The organism is Marinobacter sp. G11, from assembly GCF_021282325.1.
Taxonomy (GTDB): Bacteria; Pseudomonadota; Gammaproteobacteria; order Pseudomonadales; family Oleiphilaceae; genus Marinobacter; species Marinobacter vinifirmus.
Genome location: NZ_JAJSPB010000025.1, coordinates 1 through 12,121, shown reverse-complemented (window position 1 = coordinate 12,121; position 12,121 = coordinate 1). Strand labels below are relative to the sequence as shown.

Genomic DNA, 12,121 nt, shown 5'->3' with positions numbered 1-12,121 from the left:
CTTACTGTTCGGCAGTATCAAAGACACTGCGCAGATCAACTTCGGGTTCGCTCCAGCTACCGGTGACACTGTAGGTGGCGCTGGTCAGTTTACTCAAAGGATCACCCAGGATCTTGTCCAGCACAAACAGGGCGCCACCAATCGGTGCACTGGCCCCCATCAGTATGGCAGCCAGGGGCAGGTTCTGGGTAACCGGTAACACCACCACCAGTCGCATATCCAGGCTTTCATCGGCCATGTTGGTGGTGCCGTTGATCTTGAAGGCACCGGACGGGCCCACCAGTTGTAGCTCCGGGTCCATGGTAACCAGCCCGTCACTGATGCGGGCCTTGCCGGAAATGGCATCAAAGGCCACGCCCCGCTCGTACAGGTCGGAAAAGTCCAGACGCAGACGGCGCCACAGAGTGTCGGTGTTCAGCAGGTTGAAGACCCGGAACAATTGGGCCGAGTTGTTCTGCTCCAGGATCACGCCATCGTCCAGCCGCACGCTGACTTCCCCGCTGAGCGCACTCAGGCCGATATCATTGGGGCCGCCAGGCCAGTCAATATCCAGCTCCACCGCCGTGGCCTGGTTGGTCAGGGGGATGGAGCTGCCGGTGAGGGCTTCCAGGTCTTTCAGGGCACCGCCGGTCAGCTGGCCCTGAAAGCGGGTGGTTTCCCGGTCATCCACGACCCGCCAGACCATGTCACCTGCCAGTTCCAGGGCACCCAGGCGGCCTTCAATCGCCTCCACATTCAGCTGGTGCGGGGCCGGGCGCAACCGGAAGCTCCAGCTGCCCGCCGACTCACCCCCAAGCTTGAGGTTACTGATGCGGCCGTCCACATCCGGCCAGCTGCCAATATCCAGCTGGCGGAAGGCTTCCAGCTGTTGCTCCAGGGTCAGCAGCTCAGGCGCTTGGTCCTGTTCGGTTGAAGCGTCCTCCCGACTTAGGTGCAGGGTGTGCAGGTCGACCTCAACCACGCCGTCGCCCTGCGGAATAACAACCCGGCCGGCGGCCCGTTCCGACTCGGTGTTGACTACCCAACGGTCGCCCAGGTTCAGGGCGCTGATGGTGATATCGGTGAGCCGGTGGCTGCCCAGGCTCAGATAATCAAACCGCAAATCCAGTGCCGATTCTTTCCAGAGCAGGTCCAACGCCATCCGGTCTTGCCAGTCTCCGGTAATGCGCACACCTTCCTCAACAAAGGGATCGACACGGGCTTCCAGTTGCGCGGTTTGCCCGGCGGTTTTTGCCAAAGGCTCGGGCCAGTCCACGTTCAGGCCGGCCAGGTCAGAGGTCATCTCGATGGCGGACGGGCCATTGGCATCCACCCGCATCCGGGCCTGGTAATCCAGTGTGCCATCCAGGCCAAATCCGGTTCCTTCAGGCTGTCCCAGCTTGTCCAGGAAGGACGGCAGGGACAACTGGCCGGCCTGCCGGATGGTGAGGGCTTCGGCACGGCCGGTTTGCTCGAACGACAGGGTAACCGGCTGATCCATAAAGAGGGCATTCACCGGGCCGCCGGAGAAACCCTGTTCGGTGTGGTAGGTCAGGTCGGTGCGGATATCCCTCCAGGCCAGGCCTGGCCCGGGCAGACGGAAACCGCCGTTCTCGGTGCGAACCCGGGCCTTTACCTCGGTGTTGGCACCGTCCTGCAGCGGAATCTCGATGTTCAGGCCAAGACGGTACTGGCCGGCAAATTCAGCACTGCTGACGGCCGCCCCGGCCAGCTCACCCAGCGGGCTGTTGGCCATCCACCAGGGCACTGCATCACCCGGCACATCCGACGTGACATCCACCAGCACCCGGGTCGGCTGTTGGCCGGTTGCCGGCACAACCTGTACCAATCCATCGCGGACGTCGAGCCCTCCGGTCCGGGCACGGTTCAGGGTTACCCGAGTGTCGGCATTCTGTACTTCCACCCGGCCCGCGGCGGCTTCCACTTCCGGCCAGCGGTCGTCGTAGCGGACCCGGGCATTGTCGAATTCGTACCACATGGAGGATACAAAAGAACCTTTTGGTGCACCGGAATCAATCCGGCCATGGCCATAGTATTCGCCACCGGTAATGTCGGCTTCGGTAATGCGGGTCGTGAGCCATTCATAGAGCCCTTCGTTCACCACTTTTGCGGGCACAAACTCCGCGAGCATTCCGGCCTGGCCATTCTGCACGCCGACCCGAAGGCCCAGGTAGTCATCACCGGCCCGGTCCAGGCGCAGTTCAAAGGCGCCGGTCAGGCGGGTGTTGTCCTGATAGGAAAACTGCAGGTCGTCCGCCCATACCCGGGTGATATTGCCGGCTTTTTCCCAGGCTACGCGGCCGGTCATGGTGTTCAGGGTCCAGCTCCCGGTATACAAACCTGGAAAGCCAAGGGTCGCGGGTTCGTTATTATCCAGTTCAACAAAGCCCTGATCCGCCGTCAGCTGCAAGCGGCCATTGAGGCCGGATGCACCCGGTGCGCCCCGCCAGGGTTTTACCCCCAGGTCCCGGATTTCCCCGGACAACCTGAAATCCCGGGCCTGCTCCGGTAACTCCAGCAACATATCGTCCAGGTAACCGGTGGGACGATAGTGGTCGAGGGCATCATCGGCTACTTGTGGCAATACCGAAAGTGAGCGAACCAGGCGACGTAGCGGCCCCAGGGGCAGCGCATCCGCCACCAGCGCGGAGGCACCAGGCTGGTTCAGCAGGCGCACACTGAACGGTTCCACCTGGTCGCCATCCCATTGCCACTGCAATTGCTGCAGCATCAGGTCGCCGCCCCGGCGCCAGCCAAAGCGGGTGCTGATGTCTTCCAGCGGAGCCAGCGACGCCATGCCGACTCCCAACTGAAGGTACGGGGTCTCCAGCGTGCCCTGTATCTGCTGCAAGGTGCCGTTTTCAAACGTCAGCCAGGCCCGGCCGCCCAGATCGAAACCTTCCACCCGGATGCCGCGCCAGCTCAAGTCGTCGATCAGGCCATCAAACAGGCGGCCCGAATCCACGTCTACATACAGCTGGCCGGTAAAGTCGCCCCGGAAAAAACGCTGCCCTACCAGCGCAAAGCTGGCCAGCTGGGTGGCCGTGCCGCTTTGCATGGCACGACCGGAAGCCTGGAACAGCCCACGGGTATACAGCAAATCAAGTCTGGGAATATAGAGATGGCGCAGGTCGTCCTCGTTCTGGCCGATGGCCAGGCTGACCCGGGTAATCCGTACCTCCGGCTCCGACAACCACTGGCCCGCCAGCTTCAGCCACTCCCGGGCTGCCCCTTCATTGAGCGGTTCCAGTTCGGCCATCTGTTCGACCGGGTCCGAGAGCTGGTCTCCGGGAGCCCGAATCAGGGTAAGCGCCAGGCCATCGGCCTCGAAATCCTCGAACACCAGCCGAAGCCGTGATACCGACGCCAGGAAATCCAGCCGCAGGCGCAGGTGTTCCAGCTCGGCAATGGTGCGGCCGGAATCGGGATTGGAGAGGGTCAGTCCGGAGGCGGCCAGGGACGGGTCGAGCCAGTTCCAGCTGGAGGACAGCCGGGTAATATCTACATCCAGCCCGGTCTGGGCAGATATTTCAGCCCCAATACGATCGGAAAAGCGGTCGACCTGGGCGGTCAGTTGCCGGCCGATGCCGGCATACAGGGCAAGCAATACCAGAACCACCAGGATCGACCACCAGACGGCGCCTGCAATCAGCTCCAATAGCCGGCCAACCGGGCCGCTTTTGGGCAGCTCCGGCTGATCGGTGTTCTGATCGCGGCTCGACATATGGCAGAGAACTCCCCGGCTGGTTCCGCCGGTCAGGCGTCAGAGCAGAACCACATCGTACTGCTCCTGGCTGTAGAAAGGCTCTACCTGGAAGCGAATGGTCTTACTGATAAAGGTTTCAAGGTCGGCCACGTTGTCGGATTCTTCGTCCAGCAGCCGGTCTACCACTTTCTGGGACGCCATCACGAGGTAGTTTTCCGCCTCGTAGGCCCGGTTGACCCGCAGGATCTCCCGGAAAATTTCATAGCACACCGTTTCGGCCGTTTTCAGGAAACCCCGGCCGTCGCATATCGGGCACGGCTCGCACAGCACCTGGCCCAGGCTTTCGGTGGTGCGCTTGCGGGTCATCTCCACCAGCCCCAGTTCCGACACGCCGGTAATCTTGGTCTTGGCGTGGTCCCGCTCGAGCATTTTTTCCAGCATGCGGTGCACCTGGCGCTGGTGCTCCGGGTCTTCCATGTCGATAAAATCGATAATGATGATGCCGCCGAGGTTACGCAGGCGCAGCTGCCGGCTTATAGCCCGCGCCGCTTCCAGGTTTGTCTTGAAAATGGTTTCTTCAAGGTTCCGGTGGCCGACAAAAGCCCCGGTGTTGATGTCGATGGTGGTCATCGCCTCGGTCTGGTCGATGATCACATAACCACCGGACTTCAGCTGCACCTTGCGGCTGAGCGCCTTCTGGATTTCATCTTCCACGGAATACAGGTCGAAGATCGGTCGCTCACCGGGGTAGTACTCAACCTTGTCGGCAAACTCGGTAACAAACTCCCGCACAAACTCCATCACCCGCTGGTAGCTCTCGCGGCTGTCGATGCGTACCTTTTCGGTTTGCGGCCGGATCAGGTCCCGGATGGTGCGGATAAACAGCGGCAGGTCCTGGTAAACAACGGCCGGGGCCTGCACCTTGCCGATCCGTTCCTTGATAGACACACTCAGCCGGTGCAGGTAGGTCATGTCGGCGATCAACTCTTCCGCCTGGGCAGCTTCTGCCGCTGTGCGGATGATGTAACCACCCTGCACGTCGCTGTCTTCGGCTGCGGCTTCCTCGATCAGGGTTTTCAGGCGGGCGCGTTCGGTTTCATCTTCGATGCGCTGGGAAATACCGACGTGGCTGACCCCGGGCATAAAGACCAGATAGCGGGACGGGATCGATAACTGGGTGGTCAGGCGAGCGCCCTTGGTGCCAATCGGGTCCTTGGTGACCTGAACCACCAGGGACTGGCCTTCGCGCAGCAGGGTGCGGATGTCGGGCACGGTTTTCGGGCCGTCTCCGCCTTCGTCGCTGGGCTGTTGGGTGCAGGCCACATCGGAGGCATGGATAAACGCCGCCCGTTCCAGGCCGATATCCACGAATGCTGCTTCCATGCCCGGTAGAACCCGAACCACCTTGCCTTTATAGATGTTGCCAACGATGCCTTTGCGGCTGGTCCGCTCGATATAGGCTTCCTGCAACATGCCGTTTTCAACCAGTGCCACCCGGGTTTCCACCGGGGTTACGTTGATCAGAATTTCTTCGCTCATGCCTGGTTCTCCTTACTGCGCGGCCAGTTCTGCCAGACCGGACAACCGGCCTGAGCGAGTAATTCGGCGGTTTCCTGTAGTGGCAATCCCACTACGGCACTGTAACTGCCTTTCAGTTCCCTGACAAAAATACCGCCACGGCCCTGAATGCCGTAGCCGCCGGCCTTATCCATCGGCTCGCCACTGGCCACGTAGGCCTGAATTTCCGGCTCGCCCAGGGTACGGAACGTTACTTCGGTGATGCTCACCCGGGACTGGCAATCGCTTCCCCTGGCGAGCGCCACGGCGGTCATGACCTGGTGGGTTTGCCCGGACAAACGGGACAGCATGCTGCAAGCATGGTCATCCGACTCCGGCTTGGCCAGGATCTCGCCGGCCAATACCACGGTGGTGTCTGAGCCCAGCACCAGGTTTTCCGGATGGCCAGCAGCAACCGCCAGGGCCTTTTCCCGGGCCAGCCGTTCTACGTAGTGTTCAGGGGATTCGCCGGCCAGCGGGGTTTCGTCGATATCCGCCGGGCAGGCCCGGTGGTTTACGCCAATCTGGCTCAGCAGCTCGGCACGTCGGGGAGAAGCAGATGCCAGGATCAGGCCGGTCATAGGGTTATCCGAGTTTGCGGTTCAGGCTGTCGAGCAGTCCAGACACGAAGGGCCAGGCGACGGCACTGGTCAGCGCCGGCCACAGGTAACTGAAGCCGGGTGTGTCGGCGCCGAACAGCTGTTTAACGAAATGCACCAGCATCTGGTTGATGCCCACTAACAGAAACACCATCAGACACTGCTGGGGCAAGGGATACATGCGCAGGCGGTGATGAACCGTCAGCACCAGGAAGGCAATCAGGGCCATGGCCATGGCGTTGACGCCCAGCGGTGTGGATTCCAGGATATCCAGCAACAGACCCAGGCACCAGGCCATCACGATGCCGAATTGAGCGGGCGCCCGGAAAGTCCAGTAAAAGACGATAAGCCCCAGCCACTCGGGGCGGAACTCGAACCAGCCCACCGGGAACCAGGAAATACTGAGCACCAGCGCCAGCACAACCGTCAGGGCAAACAGGGGGTAGCTGATCACCGACAACATCAGTTCTGCTCCTCCACTTCTCCGAGCGGTACCAGCGGGGCTTCGGCTGGCTCATCCTTCTGCTGGAACACCACCAGTACCAGGCGGCTCTGGTTCAGCCGGGCCTTTGGCACGGCGACAATATCCACAAAGGGCTCGCCCGGCTCCTTGGAAATGCTGCTGACCTCTGCCACCGGATAGCCCCGGGGAAAACGACCGCCCAGGCCCGAGCTCACCAGCATGTCGCCTTCGCGGATATCGGCAGTGTCGGGGACATGCACCAGTTCCAGTTCATCGGTCTCGCCGTTACCCAGCAGAATCGAGCGCAGGCCGTTGCGAACCACTTCCACGGGCACCGCATGGCTGCTGTCCGACACCAACAATACCCGGGAGGTAAACTGGCTGGTCTGGATCACCTGTCCCAGAAGGCCTTCGGCATCGAGCACCGCCTGCCCGGTGGTTACACCGTCGTTACTGCCTTTGTTGATGACAACCTCATGGGAGAACGGGTCCGGGGAGACCGCAACCACTTCGCCGACAATCACCCGGTCGTCCAGCACTTCGGAGGAGTTCAGCAAGCGGCGCAGTTCGTTGTTTTCAGACGCCAGGGCGGCGTATTTGAGGGCCCGTCGCTCGAGAATGAGCAGGCGGGTTTTAAGTTCTTCGTTTTCCTGCTGCAGGTCGTCGCGGCTGACAAACAGGCCGGAGAACCAGTCGCTGAAGCGGTAGGGCGCATTGCCCAGCCAGTAAACGGGGCCAAGGCCGGTTGCAATCGCGCTACGCACCGGTGCCAGCTTGTCAAAACGGCCATCGGCAGCGATTAACGCTGCCGATACCAGAATCACAAGCAGAAGTCTGAAGCCGGGAACCGGCCCCTGGACGAAGATGGTCTTAATGGCTTAGCCCTCCCACAGGGTCACCCCTCCTGGGAGAACATTCCGATGCCACCGCGATCAATGACTTCCAGCGCCTTGCCTCCACCACGGGCGACACAGGTGAGCGGGTCTTCGGCGATGATCACCGGCAGACCGGTCTCTTCACTGATGAGCTTGTCGAGGCCACGCAGCAGGGCGCCACCACCGGTCAGCACGATGCCGCGCTCGGCGATATCAGAGGCCAGTTCGGGCGGAGACTGCTCGAGAGCACTTTTCACGGTCTGGACGATCTGGGCCAGGGATTCCTGCAGGGCGTCCAGGATTTCTTCACTGTTCAGGGTGAAGGCCCGGGGCACACCCTCGGCCAGGTTGCGACCGCGAACGTCGATTTCGCGCACTTCCAGGCCTTCGTAGGCGCAGCCGATTTCGTGTTTGATGCGCTCGGCGGTGGAATCACCGATCAGGCTGCCGTAGTTGCGGCGCACGTAGGTGACGATGGCTTCGTCGAATTTGTCGCCGCCGACACGCACGGAATCCGCGTAGACGATGCCGTTCAGGGAGATGATGGCGATTTCGGTGGTGCCGCCGCCGATGTCGACAATCATGGAGCCGCTGGCTTCTTCTACCGGCAGGCCGGCACCTATGGCCGCCGCCATGGGCTCTTCAATCAGGAAGACTTCACGGGCGCCGGCGCCCAGGGCAGATTCGCGGATGGCTTTGCGTTCTACCTGGGTGGATTTGCTGGGCACACACACCAGTACGCGGGGGCTCGGGGTGATGAAGCTGTTTTCGTGCACTTTGTGGATGAAGTGCTGGAGCATTTTTTCGGTGACTACGAAGTCTGCAATCACGCCGTCTTTCATCGGGCGGATGGCGGTAATGTTGCCCGGGGTACGGCCAAGCATGCGTTTTGCTTCGGCGCCTACGGCGGCAACCATTTTCTGGGATCCGCTGGTGCGGATGGCGACAACGGAGGGTTCGTCCAGTACGATTCCGCGATCACGTACAAAAATCAGTGTGTTGGCGGTGCCCAGGTCGATGGACAGGTCGCTTGAGAACAGGCCTCGGAGTCTTTTGATCAGCATTAGTGTAGTTTCAACCTGAGAGTTGCGGTTGCGGATGTAGAAGAATCCGGCAACTTTAGCAGTGGCGCCATTTTCAGGCAAGGCGCCATCTGTGGCGGGAGCTTACCATTCTCACATTTTTGGGCGTGTTCCGGGGCCAATCTCTGGCGGGATTCTGGTAATATGTTCGGCTTGTTTCAGACAGGTGCAAGGATGCCTTGGGGCAGGGCCTTCCAAAAACCGCTCCTTACGGCACATCCATGTGGCGCTTCTGCTCCGCCATCCATGGCTCCGCAAATTTTTGGAAGGCCCTGCCCCAAGGCATCCCCGGACGGCACAGGCAGCATCAAAACAGCCAGGCTAAACCTCCGGAGATCATTGCATTAAATTGTTTTCACACTCTTCTATTGGAGGCAACGTGAGCATTTCCCGCGAGGACATCGAAAAAGTTGCCGTGCTCGCCCGCATCAAGGTGGACGGCGAGCAGGTTTCGGCTCTGGAGAAAGATCTCGGTAATATCCTGGATCTGGTGGATCAGTTGAGTGCCGCGGATACCGATTCGGTGGAGCCCATGGCGCATCCACTGGATGCGGTGCAGAAGCTGCGGCCGGATGTGGTTACCGAGACCAATCAGCGGGAGGCGTTTCAGGCGATTGCGCCGGCTACCGAGGATGGGTTGTATCTGGTGCCCAGGGTTATTGAGTGATTTGGTCGTCCATCAGAGATTTCGGGATTTATCATGCATAACAAGTCTGTAGCAGAGCTTTCCAGAGAGCTGGAGAGTGGCAGGATTTCGAGTGTGGAGCTGACTCAGCAGTTCCTGGACCGTCTGAAAACGGAAGACGGCAAGTACAACAGCTTTATTACCATCTCCGACGAGCAGGCGCTGGCCGAGGCGAAGGCCGCTGATGAGATGCGGGCTGCCGGTAAGGCCACGGTGTGGACCGGGGTGCCGTTTGCCCATAAGGATATTTTCTGCACCAGTGGCGTTCGCACCAGCTGTGGTTCGAAGATGCTGGATAATTTTGTGCCTCCTTACGACGCCACGGTAACGGCCAATTTCAAGGCGGCCGGTGCGGTGTGTCTGGGCAAGACCAATATGGATGAGTTCGCCATGGGCTCGTCCAACGAGTCCAGTTTTTATGGCGCGGTGACCAATCCCTGGGGGCTGTCCAGCGGTGACAAGCGGGTGCCGGGTGGTTCTTCCGGCGGTTCTGCAGCTGCCGTGGCGGCTCGGTTGGTACCGGCGGCGACGGGTACGGACACCGGCGGTTCAATCCGCCAGCCGGCAGCGCTGTGTGGCATTACTGGCCTGAAGCCGACTTATGGCCGGGTGTCTCGCTATGGAATGATTGCCTTTGCATCTTCTCTGGATCAGGGCGGGCCGATGGCGCGTACGGCAGAAGACGCGGCGCTGATGATGAATGTGATGGCGGGGCACGATCCGAAGGATTCCACCTGTATCGACCGGGAAGTGCCGGATTACACAGCCACCCTGAACGAGCCGCTGAAGGGCCTGAAGATTGGCCTGCCGAAGGAATACTTCAGCGACCAGCTGGCTCCGGCTATGGAAGAGCAGGTTCGCAATGCCATTCGCGAGTATGAAAAGCTGGGCGCGACGGTGAAGGAAGTGTCGCTGCCGAACGCGAAGCTGGCCATTGCGGCTTATTACGTGATTGCGCCGGCAGAGGCGTCCGCCAACCTGTCCCGGTTTGACGGTGTGCGTTACGGCTACCGCTGTGAAGATCCGAAAGACCTGATGGACATGTACACCCGCACCCGGGCGGAAGGGTTTGGTAACGAGGTGAAGCGCCGGATTCTGGTGGGTTCCTATGCCCTGTCCGCCGGTTACTTTGATGCTTATTACCTGAAAGCCCAGAAGGTTCGGCGTTTGATCCAGCAGGATTTCATCAATGCGTTCAAGGAAGTGGACGTGTTGATGAGCCCGGTATCGCCGACACCTGCGTTCAAACAGGGCGAGAAGAACACCGATCCGGTGTCCATGTACCTGGAAGACGTATTCACCATCGCCATCAACCTGGCGGGCATTCCGGCCATGTCGGTGCCGGCCGGGTTTGTTGACGGCTTGCCGGTGGGGCTGCAGATTATCGGGGACTACTTCTCCGAAGCGCGCCTGCTGAACGCCGCCCATCAGTTCCAGCAGGTGACCGACTGGCACCAGCGTGAACCCCAATAAGCCCGGATTAGGAGACGAACACATGCAGTGGGATATCGTGATCGGGCTGGAAATTCACGTTCAGCTCGCCACCCAGACCAAGATTTTCTCCGGCTCCAGCACCGCCTTCGGTGCCGAGCCCAACACCCAGGCCAACGCCGTTGACCTGGCCATGCCCGGCACCCTGCCGGTGCCCAACGAGCAGGCATTTCGCTACGCGGTGATGTTCGGCCTAGCCACCAACGCGGAAATCGGCCGCCGCTCGGTGTTCGAGCGCAAGAACTATTTCTACCCGGACTTGCCCAAAGGCTACCAGACCACCCAGCTGGCCCAGCCCATTGTCGGCCCGGGCTACGTGGACATCGACCTGGCTGACGGCAGCACCAAGCGCGTGCGCATTCACCACGCCCACCTGGAAGAAGACGCCGGTAAATCCCTGCACGAGGATTACCACGGCATGACCGGCATCGACCTGAACCGGGCCGGCACCCCGCTGATTGAGGTGGTGACCGAGCCGGACATGACCAATGCCGAGGAAGCCGTAGCCTTCGCCAAGAAGCTGCACAGCATCGTCACCTCCCTGGGCATCTGCGATGGTGATATGTCCCAGGGCTCCATGCGCTTCGACGTCAACATCTCGCTAAAGCCAAAAGGCTCCGACACCCTGGGCACCCGCACCGAAACCAAGAACCTGAACTCCTTCCGGTTCATGGAACAGGCCATCGCCCACGAAGTGGAGCGGCAGATGGATATCCTGGAAGACGGTGGCGTGATTGTGCAGGAAACCCGCCTGTACAACGGTGACCGGGACGAGTCCCGCTCGATGCGCACCAAGGAAGAAGCCAACGACTATCGCTACTTCCCCTGCCCGGACCTGTTGCCGGTGGAAATCGACGATGCCTTCATCGAAGACGCCCGCAGCCGCCTGCCGGAACTGCCGGACGCTCGCAGGGCGCGTTTCAAGGAGCAATACGGCCTGAACGACTATGACGCTGGCATCCTGTCTGCCGACGCCAAACTGGCTGCATTCTTCGAAGAAACCGTGGAACACGGCAAAGATGCCAAGCTGGCCGCCAACTGGATTCAAGGCGAGTTCTCCGCGCGCCTGAATGCGGAGGAGAAGTCCGTCGCCGAGGCGCCGATTACCGGCGCACAACTGGGCGCCATGGTGACCCGCATCGCCGATAACACACTGTCCTCCGCCGGTGCCAAGAAGGTGTTCGAGGCGCTATGGACGGGCGAAAACAACGATGTCGATGCCATTATTGAAGCCAAGGGCCTGAAGCAGGTGTCTGACACTGGTGCCCTGGAGTCCATGGTTGACGAAGTTCTGGCCGGCATGCCGGATCAGGTGGCCCAGTATCAGGGCGAGGAAGATCCCAAGAAGCGCAAGAAAATGCTTGGCGGCTTCATGGGGCCACTGATGAAGGCCTCCAAGGGCCAGGGCAACCCCAAGCTGTTCAACGAGATTCTTGTTCGCAAGCTTGGCGGTTAGCATTGGCGTGGGCCGTCTTGTTTCGGCCCCAGCCTGCGTGGTTGGGTGGTGGGCTGCGTTTGGGGCCCCTTCCCAAAAACCGCTACGAGCACATATATGTAGACCTCTTGTTGCGCAAGCCTCCCAAGCTCTCGGTGGTGTAAAAAGTTAACTGGGTAAAACTGCGCACGTATATCCGGCCTTTATGATGAGTCACTTCGGCGACTC

The 12,121-nt window shown here is 60.6% G+C and carries 9 protein-coding genes; 3 read left to right on the top strand and 6 right to left on the bottom strand.

The annotated features are described in order from the left end of the window. Position 1: 1 nt before the first annotated feature. Genes LWH94_RS14405 through LWH94_RS14380 form a run of 6 tightly spaced genes read right to left on the bottom strand, consistent with a single transcriptional unit; the run spans position 2 to position 8,261 of the window. Positions 2–3,724, bottom strand: coding sequence for a YhdP family phospholipid transporter (locus tag LWH94_RS14405; RefSeq protein WP_232902659.1), 3,723 nt, complete (start codon positions 3,722–3,724; stop codon positions 2–4). Between the two features lie 39 nt (positions 3,725–3,763). Beyond that, a complete protein-coding gene (gene rng / locus LWH94_RS14400) occupies positions 3,764–5,245 on the bottom strand; it encodes a ribonuclease G (RefSeq protein WP_022989685.1) in 1,482 nt (493 codons plus the stop codon). Continuing rightward, positions 5,242–5,844, bottom strand: a complete 603-nt coding sequence (locus LWH94_RS14395; RefSeq protein WP_232902658.1) for a Maf family protein — start codon at positions 5,842–5,844, stop codon at positions 5,242–5,244. Before LWH94_RS14395 ends, rng begins: the two co-directional genes overlap by 4 nt. A 4-nt stretch (positions 5,845–5,848) precedes the next feature. Then, complete coding sequence (gene mreD, locus LWH94_RS14390) at positions 5,849–6,325, bottom strand: rod shape-determining protein MreD (protein ID WP_022989687.1); 477 nt, start codon at positions 6,323–6,325, stop codon at positions 5,849–5,851. Next, positions 6,325–7,191, bottom strand: coding sequence for a rod shape-determining protein MreC (mreC, locus tag LWH94_RS14385; RefSeq protein ID WP_288370829.1), 867 nt, complete (start codon positions 7,189–7,191; stop codon positions 6,325–6,327). Before mreC ends, mreD begins: the two co-directional genes overlap by 1 nt. Before the next feature lie 29 nt (positions 7,192–7,220). After that, positions 7,221–8,261: a rod shape-determining protein gene (locus tag LWH94_RS14380; protein WP_036219800.1), complete on the bottom strand. Its 1,041-nt coding sequence runs from the start codon at positions 8,259–8,261 to the stop codon at positions 7,221–7,223. Positions 8,262–8,661: 400 nt separating this feature from the next. On the opposite strand from LWH94_RS14380, the gene gatC reads away from it, so the two are divergent. From gatC to gatB, 3 genes are read left to right on the top strand one after another with little or no spacing between them, the layout of a single operon-like run. Beyond that, positions 8,662–8,949 (top strand): Asp-tRNA(Asn)/Glu-tRNA(Gln) amidotransferase subunit GatC, encoded by a 288-nt coding sequence (gene gatC, locus LWH94_RS14375; protein WP_014422114.1) that lies wholly within the window; start codon positions 8,662–8,664, stop codon positions 8,947–8,949. Positions 8,950–8,982: 33 nt separating this feature from the next. Next, complete coding sequence (gene gatA / locus LWH94_RS14370; protein ID WP_232902656.1) at positions 8,983–10,440, top strand: Asp-tRNA(Asn)/Glu-tRNA(Gln) amidotransferase subunit GatA; 1,458 nt, start codon at positions 8,983–8,985, stop codon at positions 10,438–10,440. A gap of 22 nt (positions 10,441–10,462) precedes the next feature. Next, positions 10,463–11,914, top strand: coding sequence for an Asp-tRNA(Asn)/Glu-tRNA(Gln) amidotransferase subunit GatB (gene gatB, locus LWH94_RS14365; protein ID WP_232902655.1), 1,452 nt, complete (start codon positions 10,463–10,465; stop codon positions 11,912–11,914). The last annotated feature ends 207 nt before the right edge of the window (positions 11,915–12,121 follow it).

What these genes read in the sequence shown, in the direction of transcription:
- LWH94_RS14405 (WP_232902659.1), bottom strand. Translation starts at nt 3,724, where the DNA reads ATGTCGAGCCGCGATCAGAACACCGATCAGCCGGAGCTGCCCAAAAGC.
- rng (WP_022989685.1), bottom strand. Translation starts at nt 5,245, where the DNA reads ATGAGCGAAGAAATTCTGATCAACGTAACCCCGGTGGAAACCCGGGTG.
- LWH94_RS14395 (WP_232902658.1), bottom strand. Translation starts at nt 5,844, where the DNA reads ATGACCGGCCTGATCCTGGCATCTGCTTCTCCCCGACGTGCCGAGCTG.
- mreD (WP_022989687.1), bottom strand. Translation starts at nt 6,325, where the DNA reads ATGTTGTCGGTGATCAGCTACCCCCTGTTTGCCCTGACGGTTGTGCTG.
- gatA (WP_232902656.1), top strand. Translation starts at nt 8,983, where the DNA reads ATGCATAACAAGTCTGTAGCAGAGCTTTCCAGAGAGCTGGAGAGTGGC.
- gatB (WP_232902655.1), top strand. Translation starts at nt 10,463, where the DNA reads ATGCAGTGGGATATCGTGATCGGGCTGGAAATTCACGTTCAGCTCGCC.